This window comes from Sorangium sp. So ce128, from assembly GCF_051525245.1.
Lineage (GTDB): Bacteria > Myxococcota_A > Polyangia > Polyangiales > Polyangiaceae > Sorangium > Sorangium cellulosum_B.
In genome coordinates, this window is sequence record NZ_CP150313.1 from 5526449 (window position 1) to 5544424 (window position 17976).

Here is a 17976-nt window from a genome sequence, read left to right on the forward strand (position 1 = left end):
GCGCGCAATCCATCCGCCGCACGCAGGACCGTCCAGGCGGGCGCGCGATGTTCGGGGCTCGGCAGTGCCGTGACTCGAGCGCAGCGGGGGCGCTGCGCGGGCAGTCCGGTGGGGCTCTGGTCAGGAGGAAAGTCAGGCGGTGGCGCGGATCACGTTGACCGCCTGCAGACCTTTGGGACCTTCTTTGATCTCAAATTCAACGGTCTCGTCCTCGAACAGACGACGGCGCCCCTCCCCGTTGATCTGCGAATAGTGAACGAAGACGTCGGGGCCAGTCTCTTGCTTGATGAAGCCCCAACCCTTCTCGTCGTTGAACCACTTAACCTTGCCAACTGCCATATTTCCTCCACTTCAGAGCTCGTCGATACCCGAGGCGCGCAGGCTGGCAGTCGGGAGGTGACCACGGCTGCGGTCCCTGATTCCGATGCGGGCTTGGCTGCATGCAGCAAACCCCCCTCGTAGACAGATCCAGCTTGCGCAGGGCGGCTGCCCAGCCGCTGGTTGATGTGCGTGCGCGGCGACTTCGACGATTCTCCCCGGTCCGAGCGGGCGCCAACGTAAACGGCTCGATGCGCCAAGGTCAAGCAGCGATGATGGTTCGGCGGGCGCTTGCGCGAGGCAGTACCGCTTCACCGGCAGTCTCCGGTTGCAGCAGCCTCCGATGAGAATTTCGCGTCGTACAGCGGATCCTGACGGCGAGTACACGATCACGCGCGGTGACGGCGCGCCGTAGGGTGCGAAGCAGAATTCGCGCAACCGTCAAGATTTGCGCTTTTATCGAAGAACTTTGTCCTTCGGCCCGCGCAGGGCGTCGTGGTCCGTGAGGGCTTCGCCATGTCACGCAGCGAGCCTCGCGCGTCGGGCAGCGATCTCCTGGCCTCCGCCGCAATGGCGCGGCGACTCGGGCGCGCTCCTCGTGCTGCGCGCGTCGTGGGAGCGAGCGACGCAGCGCGCTCCGGGCGGTCTCCGAGCGCAGGCCAGGCGCTTGCGGAGCTTTTGCCGAGAACATCGATCGAGCGTTGCAGCGGAGCAGGCGACCTGCTCGGAGGACATCACGCACCTGGCGGCGCCGGCTCAGCCTGTTCGCCGACGTTCCCCCTGCGCGCTGGCGCGACAGCTCGGCGGATCGATCACCGGACCGGCATCGCGCGCTCGACCTGCACCGCGCCCGGTGCGTGCGCGCAGGGGGCGTGGGCGGCGCAGTCCCGGGCTCGAGCCCGCTCGCCGCCCGGGAGCAGGAATCGAAGGCATCTCGTTGACATGTCTGTTCGAGCTTGCTCGTATGGCGTGGCGAGGGCATCGGGTCTCACCTCCGCCCTGGCCCCGCGAGGCGACGAGATGTTCTCGGTGATCATCAGCGAGAAAGGGGGCGCGGAGCGCCGCGAAACCTTCGACCGGACAGAGATCAACGTCGGCCGCGTGCAGGGCAACGACCTGATGCTGCCGAAGGGCAACGTGTCGAAGCGACACGCTCGGCTGCTCTTCCGCGACGGACGCTTCATCGTCACCGATCTCAAGAGCACGAACGGCACGTACGTCAACGGCCGGAAGATCGCTCAGGCGACGATCGTTCGCGAAGGCGACAAGATCTACATCGGCGACTTCGTGCTGCGGATCGAGACGGCGGCGGCCGGGACCGCCCCTCCGGACAGCACGGCGCCTCCGCGCGCGCCGGAAGAGATGTCCGGCGAGCCGGGACCTCTGCCCGATCGCGGGCCGCCGCCGTCCGCCGAGAAAGGGCTGCACCGGTCGGCGCCGTTGCCGCTGATCAACGAGAGGGGCGAGCCGTCGCGCACCAGCCAGGGCGTGATCAGCCACTTCCCCCTCGAGAACGATCCGGACGAGTCGGTCGACGCGGCCGCGGCCATCCCCGTCCCCGGTCCGCCGCGCATCCCCTCGCCTCGTCCGCCGCTCACGCCGGGCTCGCAGGGCGGTGCGTCCGTCCCGCCGCTGCCTGCGCACCCGGCGATGACCACCGCACCGCCGGCGCGCGACGGCCGCGCCGTCAACGCCGCCACCCCGCCCCTACAGGCGCCGCGCCCGTACGCGACCGCGACCCCGCTGCCTGCACAGAGCACAACGAGCACCGCCGCGGTGTCGCCGCAGGGCGCCTCGAACGTCGCCGTCCATCCGAGCGTGGTCCCCATCCCGAGCCGGCGCGCCATCCCGCCCGTCTCGGATCGGGTCGACCGGGGACAGGGCGACTCGGCGCATGCCGTGGCGCACCGCCGGGCGCTCGGGCGCCTCATGGAGCGGCTCGCCGACCTGGTCGACCTCACGCCGCTCGACAGCGGCGCGCCGCCGGACAGCGCGCTCGCCCAGCGCATCGCGCAGGCGAGCGCCGCGGGCGCGGAGGCGCTGCGCGCGGCGGGCGAGCTCCCCCCCGAGGTCGACGTCGAGGCGCTCGTGGGCGATGCGCAGCGGGAGCTCCTCTCGCTCGGCCCGCTCGACCGCTTGCTCGAAGACGCCGAGGTGAGCGAGATCCAGGTGTTCCGCTACGACCACGTGATCGCGATGCACGGGCGCAGGCGCGTCATCGCGGAGGTCGGGTTCAGCAGCGAGCGCGCGGTCGGCCGGGCCATCCGCCGGCTCTGCATGGCGGCCGGCCAGCCGATCGAGGCGGGCGCGAGCTTCGTCGAGCGGACCCTGCCGAAGGGGCGCCGCCTGTTCGCGGTGCTGCCGCCGGCCGCGACCTCCACCCTGGTGATCCGGAAGCCGCAGCGCCCCGACGTCACGCTGGACGACCTGGTGCGCAACGGGACGATCTCGCGCGCGATGGCCGGGCTGCTCGCCCAGTGCGTGCTCGGTCGCGGCAACCTCCTCGTCACCGGGACGCGGGACGCCGGGACGGGCTGGCTGCTCGGCGCGCTCGCTGCCGCGGCGCAGCCCGACGACCGGTTCGTGGTGCTCCAGGAGGAGGACGAGCTCGCCCTCGATCAGCCGAACACGCTGTCCATCGCGCTCGGGGCCACGACGGACGAACGCACCCGGGCCGTGCGGGCGGCCGTACGCATCCGGCCGGAGCGGGTCGTGGTGAGCTCGTTCTCGGGCCACGTCGCGGCCGAAATCGTGGACGCCATCGGCGGCGGCATGGACGGCGTGCTCGCGGCCTCCCGCGCGCCGACGTTGCGGCAAGCAGTGACGAGGCTCCCCGCCGACATCGCCGCGACCCGCCCCGGGATCACGCCGGAGACGGCGCGCGAGTGGCTCGCCTCGTCCTTCGACCTCGCGATCGAGATCGCGCTGCTCCGCGACGGTCGCCACCGGGTGCTCCGCATCGCGGAGCTCGCGGTGGAGGGCGGGCAGATCGCCATTCGCGACGTCTTCACGTTCGTGGTCGAGCGGACGGCCGCCGGCGGCGCGCTCGAGGGGACGTTTCACCCCTCCGGGCTGGTGCCGGACATCGTGGAAGATCTTCAGTCCCGCGGGGTCAGCGTCGATACGTCGACCTCGTTCCGGCGAAATCGCTAGCGGCTGTCCGCGCGAAGGCTGGCCAGCGTGGCCAGCGCGAAGCACGCGGAGCCCAAGCAACACGCGAGATGAGAGCGTCTTGACGGGCGCCAGCTAGGAACGGAGGTTATGATGCTCAGTAGCCATGGCCATCCGCACCATCCTCCACTATCCCGACCCGCGCCTGCGTCAGAAGGCACAGCCGGTCGGGGACATCACGCCCGAAATCACGAAGCTTATCGACGACATGGCCGAGACCATGTACGCGGCGCCCGGCGTCGGCCTTGCGGCCACGCAGATCGGGGAGCCACACCGCGTCTTCCTCGTTGACATCGCCGCGGACAACGAGCCGAGCAACCTCCTCGTGTTCATCAACCCGGAGATCGTGCGGCAAGAGGGGCAGCTGACCGGCCCCGAAGGGTGCCTCTCGTTCCCTGGCATCAGCGAGGACATCAAGCGGGCCGAGCGCGTCACCGTCCGCGCCCGCGGGCGCGACGGCGCGACGTTCGAGATCGCGGCCGACGGCCTGCTCGCCGTGGCCGTCCAGCATGAGCTCGATCACCTCGACGGCGTGCTGATGATCGACCGGATGGGCACGCTCAAGAAGCGCATCGTCCAGCGGAAGATGCAGAAGCGCGGCGCAGAAGCCGCGAGCTGACCTGCCCGGGCGCGCCGATCAGCTGCGCGCCGGGAAGGCGAGCGGGCCGCTGACGTACGCGTCGCGACCGCAGAGCTCCCAGCGTGGATCGACGATCCGGGGCGCGTCGCCTGGCGTGTCCGGACCCGCCCAGTCGACCGCGCCCGGCCGGCCGCGGGGGCCGAGCAGGATCGGGGCGACGAAGGCGTGCAGCTCGTCGGGCAGGCGCGACGCGAGCAGGCTGCCGGCGAGCTCGGCGCCACCTTCGACCAGGATGGAGACGATCCCCTGCGAGGCGCAGAGGCGCATCGCGGCGGTCACGTCGACCCGGCCCTCGGCCGAGGTTGGCGCGCGCAGGACGACGCAGCCAGCGTCGACGAGCACCTGCTCCGCCTCCTCGGGCGCGTCGGCGCCCGTGAGCACCCACGTCGGCACCTCCCGCGCCGTCTGGGCGAGGCGCGTGTGGAGCGGCAGCCTGAGCCGCGTATCGAAGACGAGCCGGATGGGGCTCCGCCCCCCGGGCGCGAGCGCAGACTCGCGCAGGGTGAGCCGAGGGTCGTCGGCGAGCGCCGTGCCGATCCCGATCGCCACCGCGTCGTGCCGCGAACGGAGCTCCTGGACCTTGGCGCGCGCCTCGGGGCCGGTGACCCACTTCGAGGCGCCCGTGCGGGTCGCGATGCGACCGTCCAGCGACAGGGCGAGCTTGAGCGCGATGTGGGGGATGCCTGTCGTGATGAACTTGGTCCAGGGCGCGATCAGCGCGCGAGCCTCGGCGCCGGCGACGCCGATCTCCACGGCGAGCCCGGCGTCGCTGAGCCGCTGCGCCCCGCCGCCGACCACCGCGGGGTTCGGATCGGGCGCGCCGACGACGACGCGCTTGATGCCGGCGCTCAGAACCGCGTCCACGCAGGGCGGCGTGCGCCCCTCGTGGTTGCAGGGCTCCAGCGTCACGTAGAGCGTCCCTCCGCGCGCCGCGTCGCCGGCGGCCGCGAGCGCCAGCCCCTCGGCGTGCTCCTCACCAGCGCGCGCGTGGTGCGCGACGGCGACGACCTCCCCCGCGGCGTTCAGCACCACCGCGCCGACCGGGGGGTTCGGCGACGGCATCGCCTTGTGCGCCTCCTCGATGGCGAGGCGCATCATCGCGGCGTCGAGCTCGGGATCGGGGCTGGGGGGCTTCGCAGACATCGAAGTGCCGGATCTACTAGGGCGCCTTGGCCTTCACAAGCTTGCCAAGCTCGACCATGAACTGGTCAATGTCCCGAAAGGAACGATAAACGCTTGCGAACCGGACATAGGCGACCTCATCGAGGGTACGCAGGTGGTTCATCACCCGCTCGCCCAGCTCGGTCGATAAGATCTCCCGCCGCTCGGACTCCTGCGCCTCGCGCTCGATCGCGTCGGCGATGGCCTCGATCTGGTCGGTGGACACGGGCCGCTTGTTGCATGCGATCCGGAGCCCTCGCACGAGCTTCTGTCGGTCGAACGACTCGCGCCTACCGTCCTTCTTGACGACCGTCGGCAGGATGTCCTCGACGCGCTCGTACGTCGTGAAGCGGCGCTCGCACGAGGCGCACTCGCGCCGACGCCGGATCACCTCACCCGCGCCGCCAGCGCGGGAGTCGATGACCCGGTCCTCGAGATGGCCGCAAAATGGGCACTTCATCGAGCCATCCAGCGCGGCGCGCGATCAGCCGTCGAACTGGGAGAAGACGAGCGACACGTTGGTGCCACCGAAGCCGAAGGAGTTCGACATCACGTGCTTCAGGCGGCGCTCGCGAGAGGTGAACGGGACGTAGTCGAGGGTGCACTCAGGATCGGGATCGTCCAGGTTGAGCGTCGGCGGCACCGCGCCGTGGCGCAGCGCGAGGGCGCAGACCGCCGCCTCGACCCCACCTGCGCCCCCGAGCAGGTGGCCCATCGCGGACTTCGTCGAGCTCACCCAGAGGCGCTTCGACGCCGCGTGATCGCCGAAGGTCTTGAGGATCGCCCGGGTCTCCTCGATGTCCCCTTGCGGAGTCGAGGTGCCGTGAGCGTTGATGTAGTCGATCGCGTCCGGCGCGAGCTTGGCGTCTTCGAGTGCCATCTTCATCGCTCGCTGCGCCCCGGCGCCGTCGGGCGCCGGCTTCGTGATGTGGTACGCGTCGCACGAGGCGCCGTACCCGACGACCTCTGCGTAGATCTTCGCGCCGCGCTTCTTCGCGTGGGAGAGCGACTCGAGCAGCAGCGACCCGGCGCCCTCGGAGCAGACGAAGCCGTCGCGACCCTTGTCCCAGGGGCGACTCGCCCGCTGCGGCTCGTCGTTGCGCCTCGAGAGGGCGAACATCGCGCAGAAGCCGCCGATGCCGAGGCCGGTGATCGTCGCCTCCGCGCCGCCCGTGAGCATGATGTGCGAGCGACCCCGGCGGATCCACTCGAACGCCTCGCCGAGCGAGTGCGCGCTCGACGAGCATGCGCTCGTGTTGCAGTAGCTCGCGCCCCGCAGATCGAGCGCCAGCGCCACCTGCCCTGCAGCGAGGTTGGCGATGACCGTCGGGATGAAGTACGGGCTGACCTTGTGGGGGCCCTTCTCGTGCAGCGTGATCGAGTGCTGGAACAGGTACTCGAGGCCCCCGAGACCGACACCGATGAACGTGCCGCACTGATCGCGGTCCTCGTCGGTGAGCTCGATCCCCGCGTCCTGCATGCACATCTGCGAGGCGGCGATGGAGAGGTGGGCGAAGCGGCCCATCTCCTTCACCTTCTTCTTGGGGATGTACTCCTCGGGCACGAAGCCCTTCACCTCGCCGGCGAAGCGCGTAGGAAACGTGCTCGCGTCGAAGAGGGTGATGGGCGCGATACCAGACTGACCAGCCAGCAAAGATTGCCAGGTGGCCTGGGTGCCGAGGCCATTGGGCGTGACGAGCCCGATACCGGTGATGACAACGCGTTCCATGGCTCTTCTTGCCCTAGCGCCACCACAGAGGTGAGAGCGCGTGCATCGGCGAAGAGCAGAGCCTTCGCTGGCTCACGCGCCAACCCACCTCCATGGTGACGCCGCGTCCGGTAGGGCGGTGGGGACGCTACTTCTTGTCCTTGGCATTCCTTTCGATGTAGTCAATCGCGTCCTGGACAGTCCGGATCTTCTCCGTGTCCTCGTCCGGAATGTCGATCTCGAACGCCTCCTCAAACGCGAGGACAAGCTCCACCAGGCCCAGCGAATCGGCGCCCAGATCGTCGATGAAACTCGCCTCAGGCTTGATGTCCTTCTCGTCGACGTCGAGCTGTTCCTTGATGATCCGCTTTACTTCGGCCGTGATGTCGCGACCTTCAGCCATGGTATTCCTCCCGGGAAAACGGAACCCCTAGTAGCCCATCGCCATCAGCGTTGCACCATCGAATTACCTGCGACCGCTTTTTTCGTGTGCGCCTGGTTTGCCGCTGTGCGTGACGCCTGGCAGCCGGGGTCCTCAAGCCAGCGCTCTCACACGTACATCCCGCCGTTGACGCGCAGCGTCTCGCCCGTCACGTAGCTCGCCTCGTCGGAGCATAGGAATGCGATCGCCGCGGCGACCTCCTCTGCTCGGCCCGTGCGCCCGAGCGGGACCATCCTCGTCAGCCCCTCTTTCATCTCCGCGCTGATCGTCGTCGTCATGTCGGTGTCGATGAACCCGGGCGCCACGGCGTTGACCGTGATGCCGCGCCCCGCGTACTCGCGGGCGAGCGACTTCGTCACGCCGAGCAGGGCCGCCTTCGTCGCGGCATACGCCGCCTGGCCGACGTTGCCCATCTCCGCCACAACGCTGGAGAGGAAGACGATGCGGCCTGTGCGCGCGCGCATCATGACCTTGGTCGCCGCGCGCGCGGACGCGATCGAGCCCTTCACGTTCACGGCGAAGAGGCGATCGAGGTCTTCCTCCTTGATCCGCAGGAGCAGGCCGTCGATCGCAATCCCCGCGTTCGCGACGAGGATGTCCAGCCGGCCAAGGCGCTTCGCCGCCTCGGCGATGGCGGCCTCGGTCGCCGGCATGTCCGCGACGTCGAACCCGAGCGCCTCGGCCTTCCCGCCGCGCGCGGTGATCGCGTCGACGACCGCGCGCGCCTCGGCCTCTCCGCGCACATAGTTGACGATCACGTGCGCGCCCTGCGCCGCGAGCGCCTCCGACGCAGCACGCCCGATCCCTCGCGATCCACCCGTGACGATCGCAACTTTGCCCGTAAGGTCGAACATCGATGCCTATGCCTCCGAAAGGAACGCGCTCACGCGCTCAATCCCCGCCATGTCGCTCACGCTGAGCACCTTGATCTGCTTCGTAATCCGCTTCACCAGCCCGGCCAGCACCTTGCCAGGGCCGATCTCGAGGGCGTGCGTCACGCCATCCTCTGCCATGCGCTCAATCGTCCGCATCCACTGCACGGTGCCATCGATCTGGCGCAGGAGGAGCGACCGCACCCGCTCCGGATCGGCGTTCGGCGCGGCGTCGACGTTCGCGATCACGGGGAAGGCGAGCGGCATCAGCTGCGTGCGCTCTAGCTCGGGACGCAAGCGTTCGGCCGCAGGCCGCATCAGCGCGCAGTGGAAGGGAGCGCTCACCTTGAGCGGGATGGCCTTGCCGCCGCGGGTGACGGCGAGCTCGCCCGCGCGCGCGACCGCGCCGGCGTGCCCGGCGATGACGATCTGCCCCGGCCCGTTGTAGTTCGCCGGAGCGACCACCTCGCCTTGCGCCGCCTCGGCGCAGATCGCGAGCACCACCTCCTGGTCGAGCGCGATGAGCGCCGCCATGGCCCCCTCGCCCGCCGGCACGGCCTCCTGCATGGCGCTGCCCCGGATCCGGCAGAGCCTTACCGCATCCTCGATCTCGAGCGCGCCGGCAGCGACCAGCGCGCTGTACTCGCCGAGCGAGTGGCCGGCCGCGTACAGCGGCGGATCGAGGTTGGGCAGGTGCTCGATGAGGGCCGCGGCCACGGCGCAGCTCGTCGCGACGATGGCGGGCTGGGTGTTGCTCGTCTGCGTCAGCGCCTCCATCGGCCCCTCGAAGCAAAGCCGCGAGATCGGCTCGCCGAGCGCCGCGTCCGCCCGCGCGAACGCGCCGCGCGCAGCCGCCGAGACCTCCGCGAGGGCCTTGCCCATCCCCACCTCTTGCGCCCCTTGCCCTGGAAACAGCCAAGCGATTTTCACGTTTGCCCTCAATTCCAAGCCAGGGAGGCGGACGTCGTCCGTCCCCCGAACCACGTCATGCGGCCGGCGCGCGCGAGACTACCTCAGGCAGGATCGCCCGGCGAGCTCAAGCGAACGCGCATACCTCGACCCCGACGCAGGCAGACGCGCATGGCCCGCTCACATCCGGATGACGGACGCGCCCCAGGAGATGCCAGCGCCGAGCGCGCAGAAGAGGACGTTTTGCCCCGGTTTGATGCGCCCGTCGCGCACCGCCTCGTCGAGGGCGATGGGGATCGATGCGCTCGACGTGTTGCCGTACTCCTCGATGTTGAGCACGAACCTCTCAAGAGGGAGGCTGAGCCGCGCGGCGACCTGGCTGATGATCCGCAGGTTCGCCTGATGGGCGACGACCCAGTCCAGGTCGCCGGCCGCCATGCCCGCCGTGTCGAGCGCGATCAGCGAGGCGCTGGAGAGGTTCTTCACGGCGACCTTGAAGATGTCCTGCCCCACCATGTGGACCTTGTTGCGGCTCTGCTCGATGCCCTCGGGCGTCAGCGGCTCGGCCGTACCGCCGCCCGGGATGACCAGCGAGTTCGCGAGCGTGCCGTCGCTGAAGATCCGCGTCGAGATGATGCCCCTGCCGTCGCCCGACGCAGGCCCGAGCACGACCGCGCCAGCGCCGTCGCCGAACAGGACGCACGTCGTGCGATCCTTCCAGTTCAGGATGCGCGAGAGCAGCTCGACGCCGATCACGAGGACGTGCCGGGCCACACCGTTCGCGATGAACTGATCGGCGATCGTGAGGCCGTAGACGAAGCCGGCGCAGGCCGCCGAGATGTCGAACGCGGGGATCTCCTGAGCGCCGAGCTTCTGCTGCACGTACACGGCGCAGGAGGGCATCGGGGTGTCGCCGCTGATCGTCCCGACGATGATCATGTCGAGGTCAGCCGCCGAGAGCCCGGCGGCGTCCAGCGCAGAGCGGCCGGCCGCAGCGGCCATGTCGCTCGTGAGCTCTCCCTCGGCAGCGATATGACGTCGACGAATCCCCGTTCGCTCGCTGATCCAGCTGTCGGAGGTGTCGACGATCTTCTCGAGATCGGTGTTGTGCACGACTCGGGCGGGCGCGTAGCTGCCCGTCCCGAGGATGCGGCTCCTCGGCTGCGGGGAGCTCATGCGACGGCCCCTCGCGCATCCGCGCGAGCCGGCGCCGCGCCCAGGTGCGCGGGCGCAGCGTTCGCGCGCGCCGGCGCACCCGCGCCCGTCATGAGGCCGCGGTCGCCTTGGTCGCCTTCGCCTTGCGCCCGTTGTAGTGCCCGCAGGCGCCACAGGCGCGGTGCGGGAGCCGGGCTTCCCCGCAGTTCTCGCAAGAGACGAGCTGGACGGGGGTCACCTTGTCGTGGTTGGCGCGCCGCATGTCGCGCTTGCTGGGGGTGGTTTTCCTCTTGGGGACGGCCACGGAACTACTCCTTCTTGGTCTTCTTCTTCGGTGTCCCGGCCTTGGCCGGGGGGGGCGATGCAGGTTGCGCGCGCCTGTCAGAGCCGCTGGGCTTCTGTCCAAGCTTCTCTCGGAGCGCGCTGAGCGGCGCGAGCCGCGGGTCGAGGCCTGGAGCGGCCTCATCCTCCTCCGCCGCCCCGCGGACGAGGGCCGAGGAGCCGCCTTCGCGGTCCTCTCGGGACGCGGCAGGACCGATACCCGGGCAAGCCTCCGAGCACAAGGGGAAGTTCGGCATCTCGAGGAGAATGGCCTCGCGGATGAACGGATCGAGCTCGACCGTCTCGCCGTCGTACGTGTCGACGTCGGCCTCGTCCGCCGTGAACTCGTACTCGGCCTCCTTGACCTTGCTCGCCCCAGGCTTCGCCGCGCCGTTGCGGGCAGCGCCGTCCCGCCGGTGGCCGTGACCGTCCGCCTTCGGGGCAGGACGCAAGAGGAGCGAGAGCTCGGCGTCAACGTCCAGCGTGGCAGGGGCAAGGCACCGCGCGCAGGGCGTGGCGACGGGCGCCTTGACGCGGCCACGCACGACGATCTCGTTCCCCGTCCGCGAGAGGCGGGCCGAGAGGTGACCTGGCGCGCGCCCGGTGACGTCGGCGTCAGCGAGCGCCGCGTTCATCCAGTCGAGCGGCAGCGGCATGTCCAGCGAAATACCGGAGATGTCGATGTCATTGGCAGAGACGGCAAACTGGGACATGGGGTTCCGGGCCAGTGAAAGCGGAGCGTTTAGCGCGGGGTGCGTTGGCTCGCAAGAACGACCGGCGGCCGCCGTCACATCAGGCTGCATGGTAGCGTCGCCCGCGCATGGACCGTAGCGCCACGCCCGAGGCCCGCGCCGCGGGCGCCGCCAATCGGCGGCCGGAACCTTCAGGGGAAGCACGGCGCGCAGGCCGCCGCGCAGCGGTCGCGATCGCCCTCTACGCGCTCGTGACGCTCGTGTACGCCGCGAGCTCCTCCCGCGAGATCTTCGCGGCTCACACGCCCTACAACCACTACGCGCTGCTCGCGGAGGCGTGGCTCCACGGCCGCCTCGATCTCGGCGGACCGCCGCCGGCGCACGCGGGCGGCAACGACTTCGCCGTGTTCGGCGACCGCTACTACGTCAGCTTCCCCCCCTTCCCCGCGGTCCTCATCGCGCCGCTCGTCAAGCTCGCCGGCAGCGCGGAGCGCGTGCGCGACGGGCAGTTCTTCCTGGCCTTCGCCGGCGTCGGGCCTGCTGTCCTCTTCCTCGCGCTGGAGAAGCTCTCGGCCTCGCGCCGCAGCCACCGCACGCAGGCCGAGAACGTCGCGCTCTCGCTGCTCTTCGCGCTCGGGAGCGTCTACTGGTTCAGCGCGGTGCAAGGGACGGTGTGGTTCGCGGCGCACGTCGTCGGCGTCGCGCTGGCGTGCGTCTATCTCTACTGCGCGCTCGAAGCCGCCCATCCGCTCGCGGCGGGCCTCGCCCTGGGCCTCGGCTTCGCGACCCGCACGCCGCTCGGCTTCGCCCTGCCGCTGTTCTTGTTCGAGGCGCTCCGCGTGGACCGTTCGGACCCGCGCGCCCTCCTGCGCCGGCTCGCCCTGTTCGCCGCGCCGGCGGCGCTCGTGCTCTCGGCGCTGCTCTGGCACAACCACGCGCGCTTCGGCGACGCGGCCGAGTTCGGCCACCGGTACCTCCACATCGCGTGGCGCGCGCGGATCGAGAAGTGGGGGCTCTTCTCGTACCACTACCTGCCGCGCAACCTCGCGGTGGTGCTCACCGGCCTGCCGTACACCCACGTGCAGGGCGCCCCCTTCCAGATCAACGCCCACGGGCTCGCGCTCTGGGTGACCACGCCGATCTACGCGTGGGCCCTCTGGCCCCGACGCACGCCGCCCCCGTTCTGGGCGCTCGCCGCCACGGTGTCCGCGGTCGCGCTGCCGAGCCTCCTCTACCAGAACACCGGCTGGCTCCAGTTCGGCTACCGCTTCTCCAACGATTTCGCCCCGTTTCTCTTCGCGATGATCGCCGTCTCCGGCCGCCGCTTCGGCGCGCCGTTCTACGCCCTCGGCGCGGCCGCGATCGCCGTCAACGGGTTCGGCGCGCTCACGTTCCAGCGCGCGGGCTTCGAGCGGTTCTACTTCGTCGAGCGCACCCAGCGGGTCCTGCACCAGCCCGACTGAGGCCGCCCGCGCCTCCGCGCCGCTGCCGCGACGCCGCGCCGACGGCGCTCCTCCTCCTCAGCACGGCCGGATCGCCCGCGCGCCCTCGGGCGCACGGGCGATCCGGCGGACAGCGCACGCGGGCCTTGGGTGCAGGGCGCTCGCCGTGCTAGCCCTCGCCGCGCCATGGAAGCTCTGCTCGACCCGGCCGCCATCGGGCGCGGCCTGCGGCGCATCGCGCTCCAGATCGCCGAGCGCGGCCGCGGCGTGGAAGATCTGGCGCTCATCGGGATCCGGCGGGGCGGTGAGCCGCTGGCCAAGCGGCTGGCCGCGCTGCTCCTCGAGATCGAGGGGCACGCGCCGCCGGTCGGCGCCGTCGACATCACGCTCTACCGCGACGACGCCGCGACCGCCCTGCCGAACCCGCGCATCGGCCCAAGCCACATCTCCTTCCCCGTCGACGGCCGGCGCATCGTGCTGATTGACGACGTCATCTACACCGGTCGCACCATCCGCGCGGCGCTCGACGCGGTGCTCGACTACGGGCGACCGCAGCGGATCGAGCTCGTCGCGCTCGTCGATCGCGGCGGCAGGGAGTTGCCGATTCACCCCGACTACATCGTCCGCGCGGTCGAGCTCGCCCCCGGGCAGCGCATCGACGTCGTGGAGCGCGCGGGCGAGCTCTGGGCTCTCGTCACCGCCGCCGGCACAAAGCTCTCGGAGCCCCCCCCGCCACCGGAAGGAACGTAAGCCAGCGCATGAGGAGGATCTACCCGCACCGACACCTGCTCGGCATCGAGGGTCTCTCGCGTACCGAGATCGTGGCCCTCCTGGACGCCGCCGAGTCGCTCTTCGACGTCTCCCGGCGGAGCGTGCGCAAGGTGCCCACGCTCCGCGGCAAGACGGTCGTGAACCTCTTCTACGAGCCGTCGACGCGCACGCGGACGTCGTTCGAGCTCGCGGGCAAGCGGCTCAGCGCCGACGTCATCAACATCAGCGTCTCCACCTCGAGCGCGGTCAAGGGGGAATCGCTGCTCGACACGGTGCAGAACCTCCAGGCGATGCAGCCGGACGTGCTGGTCATCCGGCACGCCGCGTCGGGCGCGCCGCACCACGTCGCCGCGCACACGCGCGCCGCGGTCGTCAACGCGGGGGACGGCACGCACGAGCACCCGACGCAGGCGCTGCTCGACGCGTTCACGATCCGGCGCGCCAAGGGACGACTCGAAGGGCTGGAGGTCGCCATCTGCGGCGACATCGTCCACAGCCGCGTGGCCCGCTCGAACGCGCACCTGCTCACGACGATGGGCGCGCGGGTCCGCTTCGCCGGCCCGCGCACGCTCCTGCCGATCGCAGGCGAGTCGCTCGGCGCGACGGTCTACGATCGGATCGAGCCCGCCCTCGAAGGGGCCGACGTGGTGATGATGCTGCGCGTGCAGCGCGAGCGGCTGAGCGGCAGCTTCCTGCCCAGCACGCGCGAGTACAGCCGCACGTTCGGGCTGAACCCAGCCCGGCTCGCGCTCGCCAAGCCAGACGCGATCGTGATGCACCCGGGGCCGATGAACCGCGGCGTGGAGATCGATCCGCGCGTCGCGGACGGCGCACAGAGCGTGATCCTCGACCAGGTCGAGGCCGGCGTCGCGGTCAGGATGGCCGTGCTCTGGATCCTGGCCGCGGAGGCCAACGAGTTCTCCGCGACCGGCGAGCCACGGCCCGCGCCCTGACGATCGCCCCGGCCCTCCGGGCGCGGCGGCGCAGCTGGGGCAGACGGACGCCCTGGCCCATGAAACCCACGGAACCATGAAAGACGCGGCCCCCGCGCGCGGCTCCCCCTGGCATACGCCCGCTGGCAGCGAACAGGGTTCCCTGTTGCGCCCCCTTTTAATAGGCTGGTCCATCTTTTTGAAAGGGTGGAGCCAACCATGTTTTCGCGAGACGTCCTCAGGATCGATGCCCCGGCAGTAGCGCAAGAGATCGAGCAGGCCATCCGGGATCAGGTGTTCGGTACGCTGCGGCGGCGCGGGGCCGTGGTCGGGATCTCGGGCGGGATCGACAGCTCGGTCGTCTCGACGCTGTGCGTCCGCGCGCTCGGCAAGGACAAGGTGCTGGGCATCTTCATGCCCGAGCGCGACACCTCCGATGACGCGCTCCGCCTCGGCAAGTTGCTCGCCGAGGGGCTCGGCATCGAGGCGGTCATCGAGAACATCAAGCCCGCGTTGACCGGCCTCCGCTGCTACGAGCGGCAGGACGAGGCGATCCGGATGGTCTACCCGGACTACAACGAGAGCTGGAAGTTCAAGATCACGCTCCCCTCGATCCTCGAGAGCGACAGGCTGAACGTCTCGCAGCTGACGGCGCAGCCGCCCGGCGAGGAGCCGCGCGTGAAGCGGATGCCCCTGAACGCGTACCTGCAGCTCGTCGCCGCGACGAACTTCAAGCAGCGCATCCGCAAGATGATGGAGTACTACCACGCGGACAGGCTCAATTACGCCGTCGCCGGCACGCCGAACCTGCTCGAGTACGATCAGGGCTTCTTCGTCAAGCAAGGCGACGGCGCCGCGGATTTCAAGCCGATCGCGCACCTGTACAAGAGCCAGGTCTACGCGCTCGCCGAGTACATCGGCGTCCCTGCCGACATCCGCAGGCGCGCGCCGACGACGGACACGTTCTCGATGCCGCAGGGGCAGGACGAGTTCTACTTCGCGCTCCCCTACGACAAGATGGACCTCTGCCTGTACGCCTACAACAACAACGTTCCCGCCGCGGACGCGGCCTCTGCCGTCGGCATCACGCCGCAGCAGGTCGAGCGCGTGTTCAAGGACATCGAAGCGAAGCGCCGGGTGGCGCAGTACCTCCACGCGCAGCCGCTGCTCGTCCGCGATCAGGGCCACGCCTGACGAGCCGCGCCGTCAGACCGCGCTCGCCGCTGTCAACGGCATTCTCAGCTTGGGACGCCGTTCCCCGGTCGTGAAACCCGCCGGAAACAGCGCGGAACCTCGCTGAAATTCACTCACGTTGACGACGGTGGCGGACGGGCTCACAGCGAGATCGTCAGTCGCCAATCTCACCTCCGCGGCGCGCCCTGGCGGCGGCTTTCGAACACGGACGGCACGGGGAACACCGCACGCGAACGAGCGCGGACGCGTGCATGCGTGAACGTGAACGTGAACGATGAACCGCGACCGCGTCCTGCCGCGATCCGCGCGCTGGCCGTCGCTCCGCGGAGTGTTCTCGACAGGAAAGCCGGGGGGGTGATAGACGTGGAGACTACCTCCATGAGCACTTCCAGCATCGAATCGACGATTCGCAACTTCCTGGTCACCTCGTTCGGATACCGGGGCGCTACCGCCGATCTCGGGTCCGAGGTCGCTTTGCTCGATCAAGGGATCCTGGACTCGACGGCCGTCCTCGAGATCGTTCAGTTCCTCGAGCAGGATCTCGGCATCCAGGTCGCCGACGAGGAGATGGTGCCGGCGAATTTCGGCTCGATCGCCAGGCTCGTCACCTACGTGAGCGGGAAGAAGAGCAGCAACTAGCCCGAACCCCGGGGGGCGCATGAGCACGCAGCACACCGCTCGTCGCGATCCGCGCTCGGATCGCTTCCTCATCGACTCCGCGCTGCGATCGTTCGCCGCCTCTCGCCCCGACCACGTCGCGCTGGTCTGCGAGGGACGGCGGATCACGTACCGGGAGCTGGACGCGCTGGCCGATCGCTGCGCCGCCCTGTTCCGCGAGGCGGGCGTGCAGCGCGGCGATCGCGTCATGGTCGCGCTCGACAACGGCGTGGACGCGGTCGTCGCGTACTACGGAGCGCTCCGGGCCGACGGCGTGCCGTCGCTGCTCGGCACCGCGATGCGGCCGCGGCGCGTCGGCCAGGTGATGGAGCTCGCGGGCCCCCGCGTGCTCGTGGCGGCGCGCGGCATGCGCGAGAGCCTCGCCGCCGTGGCCGAGCTCCCGCCCGGCGCGAGGCCGGCGGCGACGTTCCTGAGCGGCGCGGCTCCCCCGGCCGCGGCCGGGCCCCCGCCCGACGGGCGCGACTTCCAGGAGGCCCTGGCCGGCGCGCCCGGCGAGCCCCCTGCGCGCCGCGCGATCGAGCTCGATCTGGCGACGCTCTGCTGGACGAGCGGCAGCACGGGCGAGTCGAAGGGGGTCATGCTGACGCACCAGAACCTCCGCAACAGCACCGCGGCCATCGGCGCGTACCTCGAGCACACGGCGGACGACGTGATCCTCTGCGTGCTGCCCCTGTCGCACACCTACGGGCTCTTCCAGCTGCTCGTGACCCACGCGTTCGGCGGGACCGTCGTGCTCGAGAAGGGCTTCTCCATGCCGTGGCCCATCGTCCAGCGGATGGCCGAGGAGCGGGCCACCGGCTTCGCGGGCGTGCCGACGATCTTCGCGTCGATGCTCTCGCTCAAGAACTTCGCGAAGGCCGATCTCTCGGCGCTCCGGTACATGACGAACGCCGCGTACGGGCTCCCGGCGCCGCAGCTCCTTCGCCTCCGCGAGCTCCTGCCCAACGTCTCGTTCTTCGCGATGTACGGCCAGACCGAGTGCACGCGCGTCTGCTACCTGCCGCCCTCCCTGGCGCTCGAGCGGCCGTCCTCCGTGGGCATCGCGATGCCGAACGAGGAGCTCTGGATCGAGCGAGAGGACGGCGCGCACGCGGAGCCGGGCGAGGTGGGCGAGCTCGTCGTGCGCGGGCCGAACGTGATGCGCGGCTACTGGAGGAACCCCGACGCGACCGCACGCGCGCTCCGGCCGGGGCCCCTCCCGGGCGAGGTCGTGCTCCACACCGGCGACCTCTTCAAGATGGACGAGGACCGGTACCTCTACTTCGTCGCGCGCAAGGACGACATCATCAAGACCCGCGGCGAGAAGGTGAGCCCCCTCGAGGTCGAGTCGGTGATCTGCAAGGTCCCGGGCGTCGTCGAGGCGGCGGTCGTCGGCGTGCCGGATCAGGTGCTCGGGGTCGCGGTGAAGGCCGCCGTGGTGAAGGCCCCCGACGCCGCGGTGACCGCCGACGATGTCCGCAAGAAGGTGCGGGCCGAGCTCGACGAGGTCGCCGTGCCCAAGTTCGTCGAGTTCATGGATTCGCTCCCCAAGACGGCGAGCGGCAAAGTCAAGAAGAGCGAGCTCATCTGA

The 17976-nt window shown here is 70.3% G+C and carries 18 protein-coding genes; 8 read left to right on the forward strand and 10 right to left on the reverse strand.

Annotation, left to right across the window (positions count from 1 at the left end; translation table 11 throughout):
• Positions 1 to 132: 132 nt before the first annotated feature.
• Entirely contained in the window at positions 133 to 339 is a 207-nt protein-coding gene (locus WME82_RS21065; RefSeq protein ID WP_012236438.1) for a cold-shock protein, read from the reverse strand.
• A gap of 999 nt (positions 340 to 1338) precedes the next feature.
• Here WME82_RS21065 and WME82_RS21070 point away from each other — a divergent pair.
• Entirely contained in the window at positions 1339 to 3471 is a 2133-nt protein-coding gene (locus WME82_RS21070; protein ID WP_438044264.1) for an ATPase, T2SS/T4P/T4SS family, read from the forward strand.
• A 124-nt stretch (positions 3472 to 3595) separates the two neighbouring features.
• The gene (gene def, locus WME82_RS21075) at positions 3596 to 4108 is read left to right on the forward strand and encodes a peptide deformylase (RefSeq protein WP_272099591.1); all 513 of its coding nucleotides are present in this window, start codon (positions 3596 to 3598) and stop codon (positions 4106 to 4108) included.
• 18 nt (positions 4109 to 4126) lie between these two features.
• On the opposite strand, the gene ribD is transcribed toward def, so the two are convergent.
• From ribD to WME82_RS21120, 9 genes are all read right to left on the reverse strand, one after another.
• Positions 4127 to 5272 carry a bifunctional diaminohydroxyphosphoribosylaminopyrimidine deaminase/5-amino-6-(5-phosphoribosylamino)uracil reductase RibD gene (ribD, locus tag WME82_RS21080; protein WP_438044265.1) on the reverse strand — a complete coding sequence of 382 codons (1146 nt, stop codon included), beginning with the start codon at positions 5270 to 5272 and terminating at the stop codon, positions 4127 to 4129.
• Between the two features lie 16 nt (positions 5273 to 5288).
• The gene (gene nrdR / locus WME82_RS21085) at positions 5289 to 5750 is read right to left on the reverse strand and encodes a transcriptional regulator NrdR (RefSeq protein WP_012236442.1); all 462 of its coding nucleotides are present in this window, start codon (positions 5748 to 5750) and stop codon (positions 5289 to 5291) included.
• Positions 5751 to 5774: 24 nt separating this feature from the next.
• Positions 5775 to 7019, reverse strand: a complete 1245-nt coding sequence (gene fabF / locus WME82_RS21090; RefSeq protein WP_437747281.1) for a beta-ketoacyl-ACP synthase II — start codon at positions 7017 to 7019, stop codon at positions 5775 to 5777.
• Positions 7020 to 7146: 127 nt separating this feature from the next.
• Positions 7147 to 7401, reverse strand: coding sequence for an acyl carrier protein (gene acpP / locus WME82_RS21095; RefSeq protein ID WP_012236444.1), 255 nt, complete (start codon positions 7399 to 7401; stop codon positions 7147 to 7149).
• Positions 7402 to 7547: 146 nt separating this feature from the next.
• Positions 7548 to 8294 carry a 3-oxoacyl-ACP reductase family protein gene (locus WME82_RS21100; protein WP_437747282.1) on the reverse strand — a complete coding sequence of 249 codons (747 nt, stop codon included), beginning with the start codon at positions 8292 to 8294 and terminating at the stop codon, positions 7548 to 7550.
• Positions 8295 to 8300: 6 nt separating this feature from the next.
• Complete coding sequence (gene fabD / locus WME82_RS21105; RefSeq protein WP_437747283.1) at positions 8301 to 9242, reverse strand: ACP S-malonyltransferase; 942 nt, start codon at positions 9240 to 9242, stop codon at positions 8301 to 8303.
• 159 nt (positions 9243 to 9401) lie between these two features.
• Positions 9402 to 10397 carry a beta-ketoacyl-ACP synthase III gene (locus WME82_RS21110; RefSeq protein ID WP_437747284.1) on the reverse strand — a complete coding sequence of 332 codons (996 nt, stop codon included), beginning with the start codon at positions 10395 to 10397 and terminating at the stop codon, positions 9402 to 9404.
• Positions 10398 to 10485: 88 nt separating this feature from the next.
• Complete coding sequence (rpmF, locus tag WME82_RS21115; protein WP_012236448.1) at positions 10486 to 10680, reverse strand: 50S ribosomal protein L32; 195 nt, start codon at positions 10678 to 10680, stop codon at positions 10486 to 10488.
• 4 nt (positions 10681 to 10684) lie between these two features.
• Positions 10685 to 11410 carry a YceD family protein gene (locus WME82_RS21120; protein WP_438044266.1) on the reverse strand — a complete coding sequence of 242 codons (726 nt, stop codon included), beginning with the start codon at positions 11408 to 11410 and terminating at the stop codon, positions 10685 to 10687.
• Positions 11411 to 11517: 107 nt separating this feature from the next.
• Here WME82_RS21120 and WME82_RS21125 point away from each other — a divergent pair, with 107 nt between their 5' ends.
• The 6 genes from WME82_RS21125 to WME82_RS21150 all read left to right on the forward strand — a co-directional run bounded on the left by WME82_RS21125 (position 11518) and on the right by WME82_RS21150 (position 17976).
• Complete coding sequence (locus WME82_RS21125) at positions 11518 to 12852, forward strand: hypothetical protein (RefSeq protein ID WP_438044267.1); 1335 nt, start codon at positions 11518 to 11520, stop codon at positions 12850 to 12852.
• A gap of 165 nt (positions 12853 to 13017) precedes the next feature.
• The gene (gene pyrR, locus WME82_RS21130; protein ID WP_012236451.1) at positions 13018 to 13581 is read left to right on the forward strand and encodes a bifunctional pyr operon transcriptional regulator/uracil phosphoribosyltransferase PyrR; all 564 of its coding nucleotides are present in this window, start codon (positions 13018 to 13020) and stop codon (positions 13579 to 13581) included.
• Between the two features lie 8 nt (positions 13582 to 13589).
• Positions 13590 to 14555 (forward strand): aspartate carbamoyltransferase catalytic subunit, encoded by a 966-nt coding sequence (locus WME82_RS21135; RefSeq protein WP_272099608.1) that lies wholly within the window; start codon positions 13590 to 13592, stop codon positions 14553 to 14555.
• A 198-nt stretch (positions 14556 to 14753) separates the two neighbouring features.
• A complete protein-coding gene (gene nadE, locus WME82_RS21140; protein ID WP_012236453.1) occupies positions 14754 to 15728 on the forward strand; it encodes an NAD(+) synthase in 975 nt (324 codons plus the stop codon).
• 378 nt (positions 15729 to 16106) lie between these two features.
• Complete coding sequence (locus WME82_RS21145) at positions 16107 to 16367, forward strand: acyl carrier protein (protein WP_438044268.1); 261 nt, start codon at positions 16107 to 16109, stop codon at positions 16365 to 16367.
• Between the two features lie 19 nt (positions 16368 to 16386).
• Positions 16387 to 17976, forward strand: a complete 1590-nt coding sequence (locus tag WME82_RS21150) for a class I adenylate-forming enzyme family protein (protein ID WP_438044269.1) — start codon at positions 16387 to 16389, stop codon at positions 17974 to 17976.

Bases quoted from the DNA above. Each gene is read 5' to 3' on its own strand.
- WME82_RS21100 (WP_437747282.1), bottom strand. From the start codon at position 8,294: ATGTTCGACCTTACGGGCAAAGTTGCGATCGTCACGGGTGGATCGCGA.
- WME82_RS21135 (WP_272099608.1), top strand. From the start codon at position 13,590: ATGAGGAGGATCTACCCGCACCGACACCTGCTCGGCATCGAGGGTCTC.
- ribD (WP_438044265.1), bottom strand. From the start codon at position 5,272: ATGTCTGCGAAGCCCCCCAGCCCCGATCCCGAGCTCGACGCCGCGATG.
- fabF (WP_437747281.1), bottom strand. From the start codon at position 7,019: ATGGAACGCGTTGTCATCACCGGTATCGGGCTCGTCACGCCCAATGGC.
- WME82_RS21070 (WP_438044264.1), top strand. From the start codon at position 1,339: ATGTTCTCGGTGATCATCAGCGAGAAAGGGGGCGCGGAGCGCCGCGAA.
- WME82_RS21065 (WP_012236438.1), bottom strand. From the start codon at position 339: ATGGCAGTTGGCAAGGTTAAGTGGTTCAACGACGAGAAGGGTTGGGGC.
- acpP (WP_012236444.1), bottom strand. From the start codon at position 7,401: ATGGCTGAAGGTCGCGACATCACGGCCGAAGTAAAGCGGATCATCAAG.
- WME82_RS21120 (WP_438044266.1), bottom strand. From the start codon at position 11,410: ATGTCCCAGTTTGCCGTCTCTGCCAATGACATCGACATCTCCGGTATT.
- WME82_RS21145 (WP_438044268.1), top strand. From the start codon at position 16,107: ATGAGCACTTCCAGCATCGAATCGACGATTCGCAACTTCCTGGTCACC.
- def (WP_272099591.1), top strand. From the start codon at position 3,596: ATGGCCATCCGCACCATCCTCCACTATCCCGACCCGCGCCTGCGTCAG.
- nrdR (WP_012236442.1), bottom strand. From the start codon at position 5,750: ATGAAGTGCCCATTTTGCGGCCATCTCGAGGACCGGGTCATCGACTCC.
- WME82_RS21150 (WP_438044269.1), top strand. From the start codon at position 16,387: ATGAGCACGCAGCACACCGCTCGTCGCGATCCGCGCTCGGATCGCTTC.
- WME82_RS21110 (WP_437747284.1), bottom strand. From the start codon at position 10,397: ATGAGCTCCCCGCAGCCGAGGAGCCGCATCCTCGGGACGGGCAGCTAC.
- pyrR (WP_012236451.1), top strand. From the start codon at position 13,018: ATGGAAGCTCTGCTCGACCCGGCCGCCATCGGGCGCGGCCTGCGGCGC.
- nadE (WP_012236453.1), top strand. From the start codon at position 14,754: ATGTTTTCGCGAGACGTCCTCAGGATCGATGCCCCGGCAGTAGCGCAA.
- WME82_RS21125 (WP_438044267.1), top strand. From the start codon at position 11,518: ATGGACCGTAGCGCCACGCCCGAGGCCCGCGCCGCGGGCGCCGCCAAT.